Raw genomic sequence first — 22334 nt, forward strand, 5'->3', positions numbered from 1 at the left:
TAATCTTTTGTAGTGTTATAACTTTACTTGATTGTGTGTATCGGCTCCTGTCTCAACAGTTCAGAAATCCGGTTTTTCTCACCCATAATCGCAACCTTTGGCTTATGATGTTGCGCTTCTTCATTTGACATAACAGCATATGAAATAATAATGACCATATCACCAACTTGCACCAATCTAGCTGCCGCACCATTAAGGCAGATAGTTCCACTGCCCCTTTTTCCTGGTATAATATATGTTTCAAAGCGAGCTCCATTATTATTATTAACAATTTGTACCTTCTCATTAGGTAGCATATTCACAGCATCAAGTATGTCTTCATCAATTGTGATACTGCCAACATAATTCAAATTAGCTTCTGTTACTGTAGCTCTATGGATTTTTCCATTCATCATCGTCCGAAACATGGGCGTGTTCCTTTCTATTAGCTATTGTTATAAATTTGTTATCAATCTTGATTTTTAAGTGGACATTGTGCTGCAATAACAAAAGAGGTTTCCTAGTACAATGGCTCTTGCAATCCAAGATCACTTAGATATTCAGGTAATCAACTCTCTGCCCTTATCCTATATGTTTGATCTATTCAGATACATAAATATTATTTATACTTTTTGCTTGCCTTTTTTTGGTGCGATTCAATTTGATATCGGTAAATTACGAACTTTTTTCATTTTTATATAACACACCAGTTGTAATGAATAATATGCAATTATTGCTTCGGTCGGCGCTTGAAACTTAAAATGGACTAGTCATTATGCATCCCATAAATTACTTCTTCCTTTTTTATGAGAATATTATGATTTTCTTGTCCGAAGTTATACGTGTATATCTTCACTTCCTTATCAAATTTACTCTCAACTTGATGTATGAAAAAGTGCTTCATTGATACTATTATTCAATATATTTAATCCTTGTTCTAAACCTCTTTGATCAATAGTTAAAGGTGGAATCAGCTTTATTACATCCGATTTTGAACCCGAAGTTTCTATTAGTAAACCATTGCTAAATGAAATTGAACAGATTGTAGTTGCTAAACCATCTACTTCAAAAGCAAGACCTTGAATCATTCCCCTTCCACGCTTGCTAATAGGTAGATCCTGAAAATTCCTAACTAATTCATCTAAAAACTCTTCAATAATTGTAGAGCTGATCTTTATATTTTGGCTAAAATTATCTGCTTCCCAATATTTCAAAGCTTCTGCAGCAGTTATAAATGCAAGATTATTACCTCTAAATGTACCATTATGTTCTCCTGGTGACCAAACATCATATTCTTGTTTAATAAGGTTTAATGCCATTGGTAGGCCATAACCGCTAATGGATTTGGAGAGGCATATGATATCTGGTATAATTCCTGCATTTTCAAAACTAAAAAATGAACCAGTTCGACCACACCCAACTTGTATATCATCTACAATTAACAACATTCCATATTTACGACATATCCTTTCAATACCTTTTAACCACTCAATACTCGCTGAATGTAATCCTCCCTCACCCTGTACAGTTTCAAGAATAACAGCCGCTGGTAAAGACATTCCACTTCCTGGGTCACTTAGTAATTTATCAATATACTCTAAAGTATTGAAGTCTTCACCAAAATATCCATCATAAGGCATACGCAAAACATGATTTAAGGGAATTCCCGCCTTACGTTTAGATTTATTTCCATTTAAAGCAAGAGAGCCTAGAGTCATTCCATGAAAAGCATTGGTGAATGCCATTACGTTATGTCTACCTGTTACATTTCTTGCTAACTTTATGGCGCTTTCTACTGCATTTGTCCCAGTGGGACCTGTAAACATCATACGATACTCCAGACCTCGAGGTTTAAGAATAATCCTATTAAAACTCTCGATGAAATCTGTTTTAGCTAATGAAGCCATATCTAAACTATGGGTAATATTGTCATTAATAATATATTCAAGGAGCTTCTCTTTGAGTTTAGGGTTATTATGTCCATAGTTTAAAGCCCCAGCCCCAGAAAAGAAATCGATATATTCTCTATCGATATGATCGTATAGTCTATACCCTTTCGCTTTAACAAACATAGTAGGGAAACTCCTTACATAGTTCCGTACTCCCGACTCTAAATCTTCAATAATATTTAAAGTTGACATTGTTTATATCTCCTTGAGTTATTTTACTTTTCGCATGAGGTGTTCATATTACTGAGTATCTATGTTTTACAAAATATAAAAAGGTAGGAATTATACAAGCTCCTACCCGAAACAACATTTTAACTTAAAGAACCATCATCTTAATTCATCGCTATTACCTTTTGCTTAACGTAAGTACTTAGTTGATTTACATTACTAAAAGTTTCAGGATTTAAACTGTTATCATCAAATTCGAATCCGAATTCATTCTCTATTGCTACAAAAATTCTTAATCCGGTGACAGAGTTGATACCTAATGTAAACAGATCTGCTTCATTACTTATTTCTGAAATATCATTTATTTCATCAATATATTCAATTATAACTTCTTTAATTCTAGTTTCGATATCCTCCATCTTTTCACTAACCTTCCCCTACTTGGATTTAACCTTCGTTAATCTTTTGGCAAATGAATGGGGAGTCATTCTATGGAAGGATATTAATTCCCCTTCAAATATCACATTAAAGACACCATAAGGCGTTGGAGATAATTCCATCATTTCTGATCGGTCTTTAATTTGAATAATATTTGGTTTGATTTTTACAGCTTCTGCCGCTTTTAATGCATTTTGTGTAGCCACGTCTAAATATGGACATTGATTAGTACGTAATATAGTTAATCCTTGATTAAAACGATCTAAGCGTTCATTCCAATTCGTTGGGAAGTATGGGTTCTCGTGTTTATCCAGTATTTTATAAACTAATAGTTCAAAAGAGTAAGGTGCTTTATCAACTTGCTTAAAACCATTTTTAATAAAAATTTCTTTTGAAGGAGCCCAACCAGTATCTGGATTTGTAACTACTACGACTCCATTTTTATTCTGGTTCTTCGCATCATCGATACACTGTTGTATAAGTTGTGATCCGAGACCCAAATTATTCTCCCCAACCCATATACAATGAATTACTAAATAATTGTCCGCATGTACTGCTCTCCAAGAGTCTTCCCCTGGAGCATACTCTATAAAGCCTAATTGTTTCCCATTATCTTTGAATTGCATATATACTAGACCGTTTTTTGATTCTTCTTCCGTCCATTGTACCTTTTGTTTGTACCCATCAGACTTTTTCATACTTCTCATACAATAACATCCATGTTCACCAATATTATCTTTATATATTTCAATCCCCACTTTTTTCTCCTCCTATACTTGTGGACTCAATTGTTTTTCACGTTCTTTCTTTATTTCTCTTTTCCATCTCAGAATAAATTTAATTTTTCAATTATTTTCACTAAATAAAAGCCTAGCAATATTCTTTTTAACCAATTGTACCATAAATATTACCATAAGGGTTATATATTTCCATGATTTCCAAATAGCGTTGAGTACTAGTGAAATCATAAAGAGGCTGACCACATATTCATTGTTGGACTATTAAGTTATTATAGGTATTATTTTAATTAATTTTGGCAGGTGCCAATTCGGAACTAAATTTCATCCATACTGTATTAACTAGGAATTCCAGTATATCCCCATTGTACAAACCCCATTTAAATTAATTGAGATTGATTACTAAGGCTTGTTAGGTGCATCCTGTTTTTTCCTTATATATTTACATTTAATAATGGCTATTGAATAAATATAATTATTATCCCTCTTTATTTATATTCTTTTTAAAGCAAGCATGGTTTTCTATGATTTGTTCAAGATTTATATTAGAATTAATGTTATTAACCACATAATTAAAAAGTTTCTTATAATTTTGAAGCCATAACTCTACCTTTGAAGTTGGATATTTCTTTTTATCAAATTTGATGGACATTAATATGAACCTATTCTTAGTTGCATACCCTCTAAAAGGTACATTGTGAGTTAGAGTATTGCTTATATCACGAATATTAAGACTCCTGTGTTTAATATGATTCATATATGATTCATCTGATTCACCAACGAAGATAAATGAACGTTCATATATAGCTTGCTGTATATAATCAAGGTTTACATGTGTCCATTTAGCTATTTGTTCCGGAGAAACGAAATCATGTTGAAGCGCTTCAATTTGGCATATCTGTAAATTACGAATCCAATCAATCACAGTTATCTCATCCTTTAATTTACTACGCATTGGCAGAAAGTTCGATAGCGGTCCGGAAATTCTATCAACATTTTGAACTTCAGATGTGCGCCCTGAACTAAGAATTCCATATAATACATCATGGTTATTATCATAGCAACACCAAGTCATAGCCCATACTGCTTGTAATAGACTGTTTAGAGTTATACCGTACTTTTTAGCTATTCTTTCAGCATCATTAGTTTCCTCGCTACTAAACTCAAGTTCTATTTCTCCTGAAATAAAGGTTTGATTACTAGTTAAATTTAACGATTCAGTAGTGAATAATTTCATAGACTTAAATTCATTCTGCCAATATAACCTACTTAAGTCCGTATTTTTACTGAAAAACCATTTAACATAATCCACAAATTTCCCTTGATTTGTAATTTCTACATCAACACCCATGTTAAGAAAGTCATATGTTTCAATAACATCATTCATTATGTTCCTCCAGCTCCAATTATCGAATAAAGAAGTTGAGTAAGTAAACATAAAGAAATGCTCATTGGTTGATAGTCTAATGAGTTTAAATCTTACTAGTGGCAAGTGTGTAGAATTTATACCTTTTGTTCGCTCGTAGTCTATGAACTCATTAATTCTACTTTGGTGACTAGTGGTGTCCATCATTGACCAGTCAATATACTCAAAATCAAATGGAATTCGACGATATAAAATTTGTATCGGAGCTTTAAGTTTTCTCCATCTAAATGATGTTCTAAGTATAGGGTGGGCGTTAATTACCTTTTCCCATGACTTTTGAAATATTTCTACTTGAAGATCTCCTTCAAGTATCCAATAAATTTGTTGGCTATTTAAACCTTTATTCGCATAAAAAATATTATGGAACAAGATAGCGCGTTGCATAGGTGTTACAGGATAAATATCCTCGATTTCAAATTCGCTATTTACAATCTGCTCAATGTCATTTCGTTTTATATCATTTTGCGGGATACTAAGAATAGTGTAGTTGTAACTCTGTTGTGTTTCACAGTACTGAGTCATTATATCTATTTCGCTTATTAAAATTTCTGAAATTTTTTCTATTTCATGAACACTTAAAAACGAATCATTGTAAACGAAATTATAGTGAATTTTCCCTCGATTTATACCAAGGTTTACATCTAATACATAGTTAGTTCGATTACCTTTACCAATTGACTCACCAGGTGATTCTGATGAAATTGATAACAGTTTACCTGATGGTAGGGTTGAATCTAGGTCTCCAACATAATTGAATCTGATTCCCGAACTATGGAAAGTAGAAAGAGTATGTTTTTTGGACATGTATCGGAGTAGACCGAAGTTTATTCCATTCTGTGGTACTTTAGATAAAGCCATTTTAATTTCTTGAACCAAATCAAAATAATCCCAGTTTGATTTCCGCTCTATATGCAATGGATATAGACTTGTAAACCAACCAATAGTACGAGTCAAATCAATTTCTTCCATTGAAAGGTTACGCCCATGACCTTCCATATCAATTAGAATAGAATTTATATTAAAATATTTATAAAGTGTCTCTATCCAAACAGAAAGAATAACCTCTTCTATTCTAGCTTTTAAGAAATTAGGGACGATATTTAGAAATCTACTAGTATTTTCTTGTGAAATAAAATTTGTATATTCACGAACTTTTCCATATTTAACATTCGGTGTTTCGAATAATATTTTTCCTTTGTTAGAATGCTTGATAATTTTTTCCCAGTATTCTACTTCTAATTCTAATCTATTTACAGAAAATGACTGTTGCAGAGTACGTGACCACTCTGCAAATGAAGTAGATGATGGTAATAAATTTATTCTATTATTATTTAGTAACTGTTGAAAACATGTAAATATATCATTAATTAAGATTCTCCAAGACACACCATCCACCACTAAGTGATGGATAATCAATACTAGTCGCGAAGGCTGACCAAATCCGGTTTCTATATATGCAAATTTGAAAACAAAAGGTTGAAAAATATTAATCTCTGTTTGTAACTTTGCAGCGTAATCTTCAATTACGATTTTTTGTTCTTCGCTGTTTAACTCTGATATATCTTTTACTAATAATAATGATTCTTCTTCAATCAATTCATTACTTGGTTCGATAACATTAATGACATCATCCTTTTCGTTAAAATACATTCTCAGCGCATCATGTTGCTTAACAATAGTATGAATTACTCGTTTCGCCATCTCGAAAGATATTCTTGGATCTAAATTCAAAATGACCGCTTGGTTAAAATGATGCGGATTTTGTAAATTAAGTTCAAAAAACCACTTTTGAATAGGGGTAAGTAGGACAGGATCGTCACTCTCTTCGCTCATTTTTGTAACATCTTCACGCCTTGAGGCTATTTTAGCTATATTCTCTATAGTTAAATGCTCAAAAATATCTTTAGGCGTAATGTTTATATGCCTTGTTTTCGCCTTTGCTACAATTTGAATACTTTGTATTGAATCCCCTCCTAAATCAAAAAAACTATCATAAATGCCTATCTTTTTTTTTGGAAGTATTTCGGTCCAAACCTCTAGTAATATTTCCTCTGTTTTATTACGTGGTTGGACTATTTCTTTAGATTTATACTTATCTTCTACTAAAAGTTGATGGTTGGAAAGTAAAACACGGTCTACTTTTCCACTTGGTGTTAGAGGTATACTATCTATTCTAATAAATTGGGAAGGAATCATATGCTGGGGTAAGCGATGTTCCAACCATTTTCTAAATGAAGAAGAATCCCATTCTTTACTTTCCTCAATCACCAAATAAGCAACTAATTGCATATGGTCCCCATTTGTTTTTTCCTGTGCAACTACAACACATTGTCTTATAGAATGATGTTTAAGTATCTCATGTTCTATGTCACTAGGTTCTATTCTAAATCCTCGTATTTTTAGTTGTTTATCAATTCTTCCTAAGAACTCTACATCTCCAGTGGGTAACCACCTTCCAGCATCACCGGTTTTATACATCATTTGATTAGGAAAATAAGGATCAGAAATGAAGGATTCTCGTGTCTTTTCGTCATCCAACCAATATCCCTTACCAACAGCAATACCTGATATATAAATCTCACCCGGAGCTCCTATTGGGACTAACATATACTTATCATCAAGTATATGAACACGTACGTTCGGTAATGGTTTCCCTATTGGAACTCTTGCTTCATTTTCAGTTAATCGTTCTTTGGTGTTATACTGCATTGTATCGTCGGAAGCCTCAGTTGGACCGTATGCATTTGCTATCTTTGTATGTGGAAAGAATTCCAATAGCATATTGAGTAATGACACAGATAAAGTTTCACCTGTTGCCATAATCCATTGTAATGAAGACAGTATCGACGTATTATTAGATTGAGACATTGCATGTTGTACAAACATTTCTAGAAGCTGGGGTACAAATTCAATGACTGTAATCTTGTGTAACTGTATTAGTTCAAAAAGTTCATTTGGATTTAATAAACTATTTTTATCTACTATAACGGTAGTTCCGCCTATTAATATGGGTGAAAGGAATTGCCAGACTGAAATATCAGATGATGAAGGTGCACTTTGTAAAAACACAAGATCATCATGTAGATTCATATATTCAAATTGAGCATATATATGATTTATTACTCCATCGTGCCTTAGAACTGCTCCTTTAGGAAGTCCAGTCGAGCCAGATGTATACATCATATAAATCGGATTTTTTGCTGAAATAGGGTAATTCAAATTATCGGATGGATAATCTTCCAAGTCTGTATCTTGATTAGAAATGAAAATCACCGAATCAAGTTTTTCATATAGGTACTCGGTGTTATTTCTAACATATTCATCGACTATCACAATACTACACCCACTTTGAGTGAGCATGTATTGAATTCTCTGTTCAGGATATGTAGGATCTATAGGAATAAATGCTTTACCAGCTTTTAAAATTGCAAGCATAGCAACTAGGAAATCCGTACTTCTTTCTTTATAAATTCCAACAAATGTGTTATCTTCATTTTTTTGTGAAGATATTTCAAGAATCTTTGCTGATAATTTGTTAGCCTTCTTATTTAATTCATCATAAGTAAGTACAGTCTCTCCATAAATTACTGCAACACTATTAGGTGTTTTAAGTACCTGTTGTTCAAATAGTATATGCAAAGGAGTATTTACAGGATAGCTATTATTCTCATAATAAAATTTTTCCAGAATAAACTTCTGTTCTACTTCATCCATCCATTTTATATCTGAACATTTGATATTTGGATTCTCAATAATGTTTTGGGCAAGAAATATCCACCGATCTAAAAAATTTTTAATGGAATATTCTTTATATACTTTCGTATTGTATGTTGCGAGTAGTCTCATCCTATTTGGTGATTCATCTAATTGAATACAAACATCCGTACCAATTGGTATATCAATTGATTTAGAACCATGTAAGCCTTGAGATTTAAAAATGATGTGAAATAAGTTTTCTATTTTTATCTCATTCTCTTGCATTAAAAGATTTACTAACTCTTGGCAAGAAATATCTTGATGCTTGAATGCATCCAAAATAGTCTCTTTTACTTGTAGAAGAAATTCTTTAAAGGTAGTTTCTTCTTTCTGCTCTGTAAATAATGGTAAAAAGGAAGTCTTATCAATAGATGGGTAAGTAGGTATTCCAATAACAGTATTTTCTTCTCCCGAAAACTTTTGTAAAAGAACTTTCAATAGAGTAGCTCCGATAATAAAAATTGAAATAGGAGAATACTTTCCTAACTTTAGAATTGACTCAGCTAGATTTTTTGGAACTTCTGCCTCAATAGTTGCATATTCTGCTTCCTCAGTTTTATTTGAAATTAGATCGGGTATCAATTTTGTGGCTAATTCAAATGATTTTAACTTATTTAACCAATACACTTGATGAGAAAAATTCATTAATATTCTCCTTTTTTAGATGAGTTTTCAAAGAAGGACATTTAAGATATATATAATTAATTATTACTTTGATTATAATTTTCTATATTAATAGTTTTCTAATTAAAATTTTTTCCTCAAAATAATTTTAATAAGCTAGGAACACCCTGTTAAGGGGGTCACTAGCTTTAGAGTAGTATCCTTACTATTAAAAATCAAATGTTGCTTCTTCCTCCAATGGAACATTTAGAGATTTTGATTCGTGCCTAAGTTTAATTTCAGATAATGGTTTATTTTTATCTTCTAACATCTTCTCTATCAAATATAAATAGTCTTGCTTGATTTGTTCAATGGTCGAAGCATCATATAACTCCCTTGCATATTCAACTTCTAGTATCATTCCTTCTGAAGTATCAAGTACCTCTACTGATAACTCAAATTTTGCATGCTGGGACGGAACCATAGATGTAGAAACATCTAAATTACCTGGCATTTTGACATTCCAATCTTGCTCACTCATATAATTGAACATATATTGAAAAATATTTGTTGTATACCCTTTGTTAGTCGAAATTTTCTGAACGATATAATCGAAAGGAAGACGATTATAAATATATGCATTAATGAATGTATCTTTGGAAGCTCTCATAATCTCCTCGAAATTAGAATTCACTTCAAATTTATTTCGTAGTGCCAATGTATCAATACAACAACCTATTAAGGATTCAAATTCTTCCTCTATTCGGTTTGAGACAGGAATACCAACAATTATGTCTGTTTTTGTAGTATATTTGTACATTAATGCATAGAAAGCCGATAAAAGTGTTACGAATGCTGTTGTATTTTGGCTCTGACTAAACTGATAAATTCTATCTGTAAGTTGGGCTGGGAAAAGAAGGCCAGTTCGTTTTGCTGTATATAGAACATTCTCTAGACGAGGTCTATCAGTAGGTAATCGCAAATTCGGTATAGGATTTGAAAGCATTTTTTCCCAATATCTCAACTTATCAGCAGTTACATCTGAGTTCTTTAGTCGTTGTTCCCATTGTACATAATCTCGGAAAGGTATCTCAATAATTTCAGTTTCGGGAAATGAAATATTTCCAACTCTAAAAGATAACCATTTTCCGTAAAGATCAGCTAATTCACTGACTAACAGACCAATTGACCAAAAGTCGAATATTAAATGTTCAATCATGAAAAATAATTGATATTTATCCTGAGCATACTTAATTCCTTGCATGTGAAACATATATTCTTGTCTATGTTTTATATACATTTCGTTTTCTATTCTTTGGAAAATAGTATTTTCATCAATATCTATTTCATTACTAACATCAAGAAAATATATCTTATAATGTGAGAATTCTAGAACCTTTTGTAAAGGTACATCGCCATTAAAAATCACTTTGGTACGTAATACTGAATGTTTTTTCAACAATTCATTTAGACTCCACTCTAATCCTTTGATATCCAAATCACCTTTAATGTCAATTTTCATCTTTAACATGTAGGCTGAGCTATCTGAGTTTAATTGCTGATATGTCCATATCTTCTCCTGGGCTGTTGTTAGTGGATAATATTCAGAAATCTCATCCCCACTCAAACTCACTAGAGAAGAATCTAATTCAGTAATCTTCTCTCTAGATTGAAGAGATTGTTCAACATATAATCCAACATCATAAATTTTAGGTTTTCTATAAAATTCCCTCATTGTAAATGTAATCTGAAATTCTCGCTGAACCATAAAGATAAATCGCATAGCTTTTAAGGAATTACCACCTGCATTAAAAAAGTCTTCATAAATACTACGTGCAGGTTGTCCAAGCGAAGAAGTCCAGATTTCCATTAATGTTTTTTCGATAGCTGTCAATGATTGATTCCTACCCGGAATATCTGTATATTGTTCGATGTTGGAAGGTAATAAATTACGATCGATTTTACCATTTGGTAATTTTGGTAGAGATTCCACGAAACAGAATACATTTGGTATCATATAATTTGGTAAATATTTTTGTAGAAACTCTTTTAATTCAACATTTGATGGATAGTTATCAGTAGAATTTCCTGTTATATATGCTACCAACAAAATATTATTAGTTGAATCCTGATTTTCCTTTACCACTGCCTCTTTAATCGTTTTGTATCTTCTAAGTACAGTTTCAATTTCCTGAGGTTCAATTCGATAACCATTAAGTTGAATTTGGTTATCTCTACGGCCTTTGAATATAACCTCACCATCAGAATTAAAGTAACCAAGATCACCAGTTTTGTATACTTGCTCTTGTATATCTCCATTTGAAATGGTAACAAATCGTTCCTCCGTCCAATTTTCGTGATTGTGGTATCCTATTGCCAATCCAGATCCACCAATATATATATATCCCACAACACCAATAGGTACTTGTTCTAACTTTGAATTTAGTATATATACTTTAGTGTTTGAGATTGGCCTCCCCAGTGGGACGACTATATTTTCTATTTCATTTGTATTTATTTCATAATATAGGACATCCGCTGAAACTTCTGATGAACCATATAAGTTGATTAGTTTTCGTCCAGGCATTTTTTTATTCCATTGTCGTACAATAGATGATGTTAACTCTTCACCACTTGTTATACATAATTGTAGATGTGGTAAGAGATTGGATAAATCATCATATAAATCTAGTAGTAAAGTTAGAAGAGATGGAACTACTACAATCCTAGATACTTTATGGGTGAACATTTCTTGAACAAGTGAACTCGGGTCCATGACAATCTCAGTTGGGAATATAACTAATTGTATGCCTTGAGCTAGAGGAGAAAGAATTTCTGCAAGAGAATCGATAAAGCTTATAGAAGTCTTACAACAACAAACCTCATCTTCTCTAAATGGATACTTCTCCCACATCCACTCACACCTATTTAATAGTCCACTATGCCTACCCATTACACCTTTAGGTACGCCCGTAGAACCTGAGGTATATATAATATAAGCTAAATCATCATGATAGCTATTGTATTCTTGTTGCATTAGATTTTCATTTTGAAAGTTCGGAACATTATCGACATTCCATACCAAAACATCTTTTTCAGATAGGAAATCGTTTGTCTCATTTTGAGTTAATATTAGGGATAAATTAGCATCTTTTATCATATATTCAATTCTCTCAGATGGATATACTGGATCAAGTGGAACATATACACATCCAGCTTTCCATATCGACAGTAAACTTACTACCGATTCGATACTTCGATTCATATAAACTCCAATATGCATTCCTGGTTTCAAACCAATTTTCTTTAGCACCTTAACCTTCTGATTTACTTCCTCGTACATTTCGCTGAAACTCAAATGACTTTCTCCGTATGTAAGAGCAATTTTGTCAGGTGTTGATAAAGCATGAGTTTCAATCATGTTTAATAGATTATTCTTAGGAAAAGTTGTTTCTGTGCTATTCCAGTGCTTAATTTTTTCCTGTTCTATTTCTGTAAGTAAGTTAGTCTTCAAACTATTTTCCATTGAGTCTGACGCAATCGCACATAAAATATTTGAATAGTATTTTCCTATTCTATCTATTTCTGATTCCGTAAAGATATCTGAATCGTACTGTAATCCTAATGTAACCTCTTTGTTAAATCTCCCTTGAATGAATCTTACATACAAAGGAACATCTGTTACCTCAAACATTTCATCAGAAAGTACTTCCAACTCCCCATAATTATTAACCTCATTATAGATATGGAAGTTCTGATAGTTAAATATACTTGATATTACTATAGGCTTATTGGTAGTCTTTTGAATTTCTGCGAGAGGATACCTGCGATATGGAATCACTTCTTGTTCATTTTGGAATACACTTCTTAGCAATTCCTCCCAAGTTGAATATGAACTGTTAAATCTAAAAGGTAGGGTATTTAGGAATAAACCAAGGACTCTATCCCCACCATTTTGTTCTAATCTTCCATTTACTACAATTCCTGATAATACATCATTTTTACCACTAATTAGTTGTAATGCTTTAATATGTGCTGCTAGAAAAATTGTTTTTAATGGAACAGAAATTTTTCTGCTCACTTCTATTAATTGTTCAACCAGTTGCTCATTCACAGTTAATCTAATTTCTTGGAGAAATCTATGCTCATTTCTATCATCGTTCATCCGCTTACTTAGTAAATCTATAGCTTCCAATCCATCTAGCTTTTCTTTCCAGTATTTAGGAGCATCGTCTGATTGAATCATCTTACTTTCTGCTGCAATATAATCCCTGAAACCAATTTCTAAGTGTGAATCTTGCGAGATTGGTACTCCTACTTTTAGTAATGAATAATACTTGAACAATTCCGTCAATAGGCTAGATACACTCCACCCATCTAAAATAGAATGGTGAAAAATTAATGACAACTGGAATGCATCGTCACTTCTGTAGTGAATAAATACTCGTAAAAGCGGTGGTTTCGACCAATCAAACCCTTCATCTTTTTGTTTTGAACGCCACTTTTCAAGGTATGCATCCTGCTCTTCTTGGGTTAATCCAGTAATTTTCTCAATATAAATTGGAGCTTTTGCGTTAAAATGGACTAATTGTAATGGCTTACTAAAATTAATAAAATCAAATGTAGTACGTAATACTGGATGTTTACTTACCATAATGTTGACTGCTTTTTTGAAACTAGTTTCATCTAACTTTTCCTTGATATGTAGACTTAAAATATCATGAAAAGATTCAGATGAAGTTGACCAGATACTATGAAATAACATACCTGTTTGGAGTGCACTTATTGGATACGCATCTTCTATATTTGATGGTATTTTAGATACATCTTCGTCAGATATCAATTCAAAGTTCTTTATTAAAACAGGTTTTTGTTCTTTCTTTTCTTTTCCAACTGCCTGAACTAGTTCATATATAGTTTGATTCTCAAATAATTGTTGTACCGACATATTAAAACTTTGATCTTGAGCTTTAGATGTAACTTGTATTACTTTAATTGAATCACCACCAAGACTGAAAAAGTTGTCGTGTACACCAATTTTTTCTACATTTAAAACCTCTTTCCAAATAGAAATCATTATTTTCTCATCATCAGTTACAGGAGATATAATTTCATTTTGGTTTTCTTGGGAAACTAGTTTAGCTTTACGCCTTATGGATGCCTCTTGTCGCTCACGTCTTCTTTCTTTCGCTGACTTCATTTTTTTCTCTGAACCATCGATCCAGACCCTTTTACGCTCCAACGGATACAATGGTAGTTCAGTTTTAAATGTTTTTTTGTGATGAAATAGACTTTTCCAATCTATTGATGCACCTTTTACATAGTACTCCGATAACTTTTTCCAATTGAGATTATCACCGTCTAATAAGAGTTTTAGAATATAGGATGCCTCATCATTTAGCGCATTTAAATCTTTATCTGTTATCTCTCCATTTTGTTTTACATTTTCGTAATTTTTAATTATTCGATGCCATCCAAAATGAATATTACTATCATCAATTTCTTCCCAATCATCACAATTATGTAGAAGAAGAATTTTGTTATATAACTCTTCAATGCTATTAACCTGTAAAAGTACACGGGATTCATAATGTCCTCTTCCACATAGTGTTGTATAGCACATATCTTGTAGATCTAAGCTTTGCCAATCCACATCTTCAAGAAAATATTTATAGCTCTTTACAAGTTCCCTTAAAGTCTTCTCATTCTTAGTAGAAATTGAAAATAAATAGGGAAAAGAAGGCTCCTCTATTGCCCATCCATTCGAAGAGTTTCCATTATTCATGGGTTCTTCTAACACTATGTGACAATTTGTTCCACTAAACCCAAATGAATTTACACCACACCTACGTGGTTCTAATGAATCAACCCAATTGGCTGTACGATCACTTACATAAACTGCACTATCTGTAAAATCTATATATGGATTTACTTCTTTAAAGTTAATGTGATAAGGAATTTTCTTATATTTCATCGCAAATACTGCTTTAACTAAAGAAGCTATTCCAGATGCAGCGACAGTATGTCCTACGTTTGTTTTTACAGTACTGATTGCACAGAACTGTTTACGGTTAGTAAATTTTTTAAAAGCTTCAGTTATTGCTTTAACTTCTATTGGATCGCCCAAGAGAGTTCCTGTTCCATGTGCTTCTATATAGGAGATTGATTCTGGGTTTATTCCAGCAGATTCCCATGATTGTTCAATTACTTTTTGCTGCATATTTGCATTGGGGGTAGCAATACCCATCTTACCACCATCATTATTGACAGCTGAACCCTTTACAATAGCATAGACCCTATCTCCGTCCTTAACAGCTTCTTTATAACGTTTAAGTAAAATAGCACCTACACCTTCACTTAACAAAGTTCCTTTTGCACTTTTGTCAAAGGTCCTTACCATTGGTTCTTCTGTTAATATCCCTTGCATTGGTTGGTCTGGAGATTCTATAAAGTTTTCCCTAAGGTTTATGCCACCAGCTACAGCTAAGTTACATTGTCCATTCTTTAATGCGAGGCATGCTTGATGAATAGCAACTAAGGCGGATGAACAAGCAGTATCTACGACAATACTTGGACCTTGAAAATTAAATGTATGTGATATTCTACTAGCAAGTATAGATGAATATGATCCTGTAAGAACTAATGGATGAACATTTCCTGCGATTTTCGCATAGGAAGATTCAACAGCATGGTCCCTACCTATAAACACTCCTGTATTAGTTCCATAAGCGGTTTGACCCCCATACCCCGCATCTTCCAATGCGAGGTATACGGTTTCTAACATGTTTCTTTGCCAAGGATCCATAAACTTTGCTTCTTTTTTTGATATTCCAAAAAATTCAGCATCAAAGGCATTTACATCATCAAGATAACCGCCAAAAGATAGTAATTCTTCCGAGAGATTTTCTAATTGAAAATGGTCTTTTAAAACATCCTCCCAGCCCTTTCTTCTTAATATTGAAGGTCTGTCAATACAATTGACACCTCTCAAAATGTTATTCCAAAACTCTTTGATATCAGCTGCTTTGGGAAACCTTCCGGCCATACCAATAATTGCAATGTCATCTGAAGTCTCTTCATTACTTGTGTTTTTCTGGTTAAGTTCCTTCAATAATTTTTTTGCTTCTTCTATTGTTAGTTGATGGTTTGCGACCTGATGTAAAATATATTGTTTTAGTTGATCCACTGAGTTTCCTCCTTAAGCACCGAGGTTTGAAAGCTCATTTTCACGGAATGAATTTACTCTTTCTTCCCAATCCTCATCCCAAAATTCTTTTGCCAACTCTTCTGCTAATATAACTAATGTATCTTTAAGACTTCCAGCTTTCTTCTGTTTTTCTAAGAATTGTTCATAGATAGCATAAGCTGGATCATTGATCATTTCATGGTATAGTACTTTGATTTTTTCAAAATCTTGATTGATATTATAGAATTCTTTAAGTGTTTTTCCCGCAATATCAATACATTTTTCTAATTCAGTTCCTTTATAAAGAAGTTCCGTTGTTCTTAAATATGGTGGTAAATTTGCTGGGCTAGTAGTTAGTTTCGGGATAATGTCTGGTCTTTCACTTCCAACAGCATAAAGAGCATTAACTACAGTAAATATCCAAGGCATACCTGTCTGATCTCCATTTACTAGTCCAAACTCATTTAATCGCTCATTATTTACCATTTTAGTGTGCAGATATCCTTGTAAAGTTCTTTCCTTTCTTCCTAAAGGAGAACATAAAATGTGGTCGATACCTAGGTCTGCTAGCATAATAGCTGAATCTTTGAATAGTTGAATTGACTGCTCTTCTGTACAACCTGGAACACCAATAAGCAAGTTACCACTAGATTCACATTCGGCCTTACGAATGGTTGCGATAGCTTTTTCGATTTGTGCAGCACTTAAATTCTTATTTACCCAGTGATTCCTTACCCATTCATCACCTACTTCTACCCCAAATTCTATCATTACCTTTTTCCCTAAATTCTTTTTCCAAGACATGATTTTGTTATAATTCATACTTGATGCTCTTGTTTCAAAAATAGTTTTAAATGGACGGACTTTTCTGTTAAACATTTGTCCTTTATCAATAACATCTTCATATACTTTTTCCGGGATTTCTTGAGGATTTAAGCAGTCATATGCCGTAATAAGCTCTACCGCACTAGGTCTATGAATTTTATCTCTTGCATTCTCAATACTAAAACTTACAACTTTAGCGTATAATTCAGGGCTCATTCTCTTAAGAGCATTCAACATTGCAACCCCTTTTGTTTCAGTAGAATTATAATCGCAAAAACTGCATCCTGACATTTTTCCATTTCTCACATTATGAGGACAACCGCTAGTTACGAGTGCAATCATATTTAGCTCCCTACTCTGGAAGACAACGGTATCAACTTTTTTTACTTCTTCAATGATAATTTCCGCTAACTTTTCCGGTTCATATTTTAAAGCATTATTAAATTCGATTTCATAAACATCAGAAACTGGTTCCCAAATTTTCGTTACCACATCATCAATAAACATTACAACATCTCCCCTTAATTCTTTTTGAATTTAAATTAATTCCATTGCTTCACTTACAGATAGTGACTGATCTCTTAGTTGCTTTAGTACATCGTCTATTAACTCATCAGACCCATGGCTTACTCTATCTTTATTAGAAACAGTTTTTTCAGCTAGGTCTTGTTGAATCTGATTTTCAATATGTTTTGATATTTCTAGAATCGATGGAAATGCAAAAATGCTCCCTATATCAATTTTTCCTGGATACTCTTTATCTATTTCTTTATATATTCTCGTGGCAGTAATAGAATCCCCACCTAAAGAACCAAAACTATCATAAATTGAAACCTCTTCTATACCTAAAATATCACGCCAAATATTTGAAATCGTATTCATGACATCTTCATTTCTTGACGAATTTTTCTTTTTGAAAGATGTAGAACCATTTTCCTCTTTAGGATTAATAGTTTTAACAGTAGATACACTCTTTTGAATTCTAGAAATTATTTCGTTATCAAACAATATATCTACCTCTTTAAGTTTAGTAGCTAATAACTTTTCATTAAGCCTACCAACAACAACAGAACCCGCTTCATGCCCAAAGATATTTTCAAATGCTTCAATTCCCTCTGAAACATCCAGCATTTTGAATACTCCATTGTCCTGAACATTATTCTCAGCTGCCATACCTATATCCTTCCATGGTGCCCAATTTATTGTTAAGGTTTTGCGCCCATGAGAGTTCCTATAATCTGAGAAAACATCTAAGTAAGCATTTGCAGCAGCATAATCAGATTGGCCAGCTGAACCATATAAACTTGAAATTGAAGAAAAGGAAATAAAAAAATCCATTTCCTCATTGACTGTGTACTTATCAAGGAGCCAAGCACCATAAATCTTTGAACTCAACACTTGGTCAGTTTCCTCATCTGTTCGGTTGATAATAAATCCCTTTGAGGCTATTCCAGAAGCATGAATAATTCCATTGATTTTTTTATACTTCCCTTTAATATGTTGTACAACGCGTTTTACTTGTTCTTCATTGCTGATGTCGGCAGGAAGATATTCAACTGTAGAACCCAAAGCATTAATATGTTTTTTGGTATCTTGTATTCTCTGGGTATAACTAATATTTCCTTCTTTTTCAGTGGTTCTACCTACAAGAACCAGATGGATTTTTTCCTTTCTTGCAAGGAATTTTGCAACCTCATTCCCTAGAGCCCCTGTACCTCCAGAAATTAAATAAACCCCTTCTTGACGCAGAGGGAGGTTCTTCTTGATAGTACTATTTATTTGGCTGAGAACTGATATTTCCTTTTGATAACGCACTTGATTTCTGATTGCTGTAATATATTGCTGTGATTCAAAATAAATTTCCTTCTCGATTATTTCTAGCAAAGTATTATCGTCGATATCGATGGATCGACAAGACAAGTTAGGGTATTCATCAGGAATTGACTGCCCCCATGTTAAATATGCAGCATTTAATGGATGAATCAATGCTTCATTTCCTGTAACCTGAAATCCGTTCTTGCTCAAAAGTATAATCTCTATACCCCTGTTCTTCTGGCTATCAATCATACTTCTTAGCATATTTTTTAGGTTGTATACACTATTCTGAATTATATTATCTATATCTCTCCTCTCTTTAATCTGTTCTTTATGTAATAGTGTTGTCATATGAAGAATCTTGTATATATCGACATCACCTAACATACTAAAAAGTTTGTCATAATCCTCTTTTGTTCCTGAACAAATATATTGATTTGGACTAATTCTTTTAAATTCACTTCCAATGATGACATCTATTATATTCGAGCTAACTGAAAAATGATTTAATAAATCGTTACAACTATTTTCAAATCGGATACATAACATCTTTCCATTTCTTTCAGATAATTTATTGTTAGGAAGATCTGGAAGCTGAACCCAATTTATTTGATAGAACTTTGTTGAAGATATCTCATCACTACTTTGATGAAAATCAATTGAATTTACTCTTTTTACTGTAAAGTCCTGGGCAACAAATAGTATATTACCCTCGGAATCGTATATCGTTACATCAAAAGACATAGTTTCAGCATCCGAATGACTAACTTTCTTTTTACGTACATGACTGATAATTTTTCCTGGTAGAGCTGAATGCACCCTTATTGAATTATAAGATAAGGGTAGGTATAAGCCGTTTCCTGATACTTGACTAGCAACATTTACAGCTACATCAAGTAAAGATGGATGTAAACGAAAATTTTCTAAATCAGATGAAAAACAATCCGGTAGACTAAATTCAGCTAAAACCTCTTCCTTTCCAACATATAACCGATCTAATAGTGTAGTCCATCGTGGACCGAAATCAAAAAAGCTTTCCTCACTATTGTTGTTATTCTCATTTATGGGTTGCATTTGAGTATATAAATCATCTAAGGTCATTGATTTCACGAGTGGAAGTTGAATTGAATAGACATTAGCCTCACAATATTTAACCCATTGATGGGATTCTGATTGTTTTGATGCAATAATGATATCTAGTTTATCTTTTCGTTCTTTTACTATCATTTGAACTTCAATTTCTGTATTTGGTTCTACTATTAATGGGTTAAGAAAGAAGACATCCCTAATTTCATATGAATATTCAGTAGGGTAGTACCTAGAGCAAATTGTTTCTATCATCTCTAAATAAGCAGTTCCAGGCAACAGACTTTTCCCTAAAATTTTATGCTCTCTAAGTACCCAATGTTCATTCATTGAGAACTTACTCACATAAATGTCTTGTTCTAATGATACTATTGCGCATTCATCAATAAAGGGATGTCCGAAATCCTTAGCTGATTTTTCCTTCTTTATACTAATCGCCGATTTAGTACTAGGAATGTTTGGCCAACATCTTATATTGTCAAAGATATATCCAGGCATACTTAATTTGTAATAAGTATCCGAAAATAAGCTGTAAAAAGAATGCCATGATATATCAGCACCTTGAATATATTGGTTACAAATCTTCCGAAAATCGATAGGGGTAAGATTATTTGACAATCCTTTAATAAAATTATTTAAAGCGCTTGTAAGATAAACTTTATCAGAACCGTACATCTCTCCATTTTCAAGTTGGTTTTTAATATTGGGCACAACAAAATGAGATCCGTAAAATATATCTTGATCCTCAAAAGTATTCAATCCATGATATTCAAGATGTTTCAACTTGATTAAGAGCTCATCCATATTCCTTACTAAAATAACTAGACGATATATACTATGTGTTCTACCAGTATTAACCGTATAACAAACATTCTTTATATCTTCTTGGATATTGTTTTCTATAAATTTCCTTTGAATAGTCACCATTTTCTCAAGAACATGTTTCTTCTTAGCCGAAAGACTAAATAGGTGAATTTTTTCTTCCTTTACTGTTTTCGAATGATCATTTACCTGGTAAGCTGGAGCTTCTTCTAAAACAACATGACAATTGGTCCCACTTAAACCAAAAGAACTTACTCCACACCTTCTTGGGTGATTATTTACTGTCTCCCATTCTTGAACTTTATCAGAAACGTAAACTGGTGAACTAATAAAGTCAATGTTTCTATTAGGATAAGAAAAGTTAAGTGTAGGTGGAATTTTACGATTTTTTAACATTAATATTACTTTAAGTAATCCTAATATTCCTGCAGCGTGATCTAAATGACCATAAACCGATTTGATAGAACCCAGACCACAAAATTGTTGCTTATTTGTATATTTTCTAAATGCACGCGAAATAGCATCTACTTCAACAGGGTCGCCAAGCTTTGTTCCAGTTCCATGCGCTTCCATATAAGAAACGGTTTCCGGTTCAATACCTGCATTATCCCAAGCTTGTGTAATACAATTCTCTTGAGCCAGTACATTAGGTGCGGTGATTCCAATCGAGCGTCCATCTTGGTTCACTGCAGACCCTTTTATCACCGCATAAATATGATCATGATCATTAAGAGCACGTTGTAAAGGTTTTAACAACAAGGCTACAGTTCCTTCGCCAAATACAGTTCCATCAGAATTATCATCAAAAGTTCTTGTTTTTCCACTGCTAGATTCAATCCCAAGTTTGTCATCAGACTCAAAAGGAAGAAATGATATTTTAATCCCACCTGCAATAGCCATATCACATTCATTACTTCTAATAGCCTGACATGCCATATGTACAGCAACAAGTGAAGAAGAGCAAGCAGTATCAACCAATAAAGAGGGACCCTTTAAGTCCAAGGTGTAAGCAAGTCTACTAGCAATAATTGATTGAATATTTCCAGCTTCAGATAAGATTACGGATTCTGGTTGGACATCTGAAATAAACGTTTGATATTCACCATTACCTGAATATCCAACATAAACACCTGTTAGACTTCCGGATAATTTTCCCCCGCCATATCCAGCATCTTCAATAGCTTTACAAGCTACTTCAAGAAAAATCCGCTGATTAGGGTCCATTAGAGAAGCTTCCTTTGCCGTAATATTAAAGAATTCATGATCAAAATAATCTATATGTGGAAGGTAACTTCCATCACAATACGAGTTATGTGGGTAATTATTTTTATACTTCATATAAGCTGAAACATCTGGTATTCGGGATTTAGGAAAAGTGCTAATTGCATCTGTTCCACTACATAATAAATCCCAAAATGAATCAGGACTGTCTGCTTGTGGCAGTTTTGCCGAAACACCAATAACAGCTATTTCATGTAATGATTCTTCTTCTTGTAAAAAATCACCACTTTTATATTTTTTATTGTAATTCAATTTCAACATAT

The 22334-nt window shown here is 32.9% G+C and carries 8 protein-coding genes; all 8 read right to left on the minus strand.

Translation table 11 applies throughout. The annotated features are described in order from the left end of the window. Nucleotides 1-23: 23 nt before the first annotated feature. Nucleotides 24-407, minus strand: coding sequence for an aspartate 1-decarboxylase (gene panD, locus NST77_RS24605; RefSeq protein ID WP_341123783.1), 384 nt, complete (start codon nucleotides 405-407; stop codon nucleotides 24-26). Nucleotides 408-854: 447 nt separating this feature from the next. Further along, the gene (ectB, locus tag NST77_RS24610; protein WP_341123784.1) at nucleotides 855-2120 is read right to left on the minus strand and encodes a diaminobutyrate--2-oxoglutarate transaminase; all 1266 of its coding nucleotides are present in this window, start codon (nucleotides 2118-2120) and stop codon (nucleotides 855-857) included. 140 nt (nucleotides 2121-2260) lie between these two features. Beyond that, nucleotides 2261-2515: an acyl carrier protein gene (locus NST77_RS24615; protein ID WP_341123786.1), complete on the minus strand. Its 255-nt coding sequence runs from the start codon at nucleotides 2513-2515 to the stop codon at nucleotides 2261-2263. An 18-nt stretch (nucleotides 2516-2533) separates the two neighbouring features. Then, on the minus strand, nucleotides 2534-3241 hold the full coding sequence (locus NST77_RS24620; protein WP_341123893.1) for a GNAT family N-acetyltransferase: 708 nt from the start codon (nucleotides 3239-3241) through the stop codon (nucleotides 2534-2536). Between the two features lie 508 nt (nucleotides 3242-3749). Next, nucleotides 3750-9098 carry an amino acid adenylation domain-containing protein gene (locus NST77_RS24625; protein ID WP_341123787.1) on the minus strand — a complete coding sequence of 1783 codons (5349 nt, stop codon included), beginning with the start codon at nucleotides 9096-9098 and terminating at the stop codon, nucleotides 3750-3752. A 187-nt stretch (nucleotides 9099-9285) separates the two neighbouring features. Beyond that, on the minus strand, nucleotides 9286-16242 hold the full coding sequence (locus tag NST77_RS24630; RefSeq protein WP_341123788.1) for a type I polyketide synthase: 6957 nt from the start codon (nucleotides 16240-16242) through the stop codon (nucleotides 9286-9288). A gap of 12 nt (nucleotides 16243-16254) precedes the next feature. Continuing rightward, nucleotides 16255-17574, minus strand: a complete 1320-nt coding sequence (locus NST77_RS24635) for a hypothetical protein (protein WP_341123790.1) — start codon at nucleotides 17572-17574, stop codon at nucleotides 16255-16257. Nucleotides 17575-17604: 30 nt separating this feature from the next. Beyond that, nucleotides 17605-22332: a type I polyketide synthase gene (locus NST77_RS24640; RefSeq protein WP_341123791.1), complete on the minus strand. Its 4728-nt coding sequence runs from the start codon at nucleotides 22330-22332 to the stop codon at nucleotides 17605-17607. Nucleotides 22333-22334: the final 2 nt, after the last annotated feature.

The sequence above is a fragment of the Niallia sp. FSL W8-0177 genome (assembly GCF_038006285.1).
Taxonomy (GTDB): domain Bacteria; phylum Bacillota; class Bacilli; order Bacillales; family Cytobacillaceae; genus Niallia; species Niallia circulans_A.

Excerpts from the sequence above, each read along its gene's own strand:
- NST77_RS24615 (WP_341123786.1), bottom strand. The coding sequence starts at position 2,515 with ATGGAGGATATCGAAACTAGAATTAAAGAAGTTATAATTGAATATATT.
- ectB (WP_341123784.1), bottom strand. The coding sequence starts at position 2,120 with ATGTCAACTTTAAATATTATTGAAGATTTAGAGTCGGGAGTACGGAAC.
- NST77_RS24620 (WP_341123893.1), bottom strand. The coding sequence starts at position 3,241 with ATGAGAAGTATGAAAAAGTCTGATGGGTACAAACAAAAGGTACAATGG.
- panD (WP_341123783.1), bottom strand. The coding sequence starts at position 407 with ATGTTTCGGACGATGATGAATGGAAAAATCCATAGAGCTACAGTAACA.
- NST77_RS24635 (WP_341123790.1), bottom strand. The coding sequence starts at position 17,574 with ATGTTTATTGATGATGTGGTAACGAAAATTTGGGAACCAGTTTCTGAT.
- NST77_RS24625 (WP_341123787.1), bottom strand. The coding sequence starts at position 9,098 with ATGAATTTTTCTCATCAAGTGTATTGGTTAAATAAGTTAAAATCATTT.
- NST77_RS24640 (WP_341123791.1), bottom strand. The coding sequence starts at position 22,332 with ATGTTGAAATTGAATTACAATAAAAAATATAAAAGTGGTGATTTTTTA.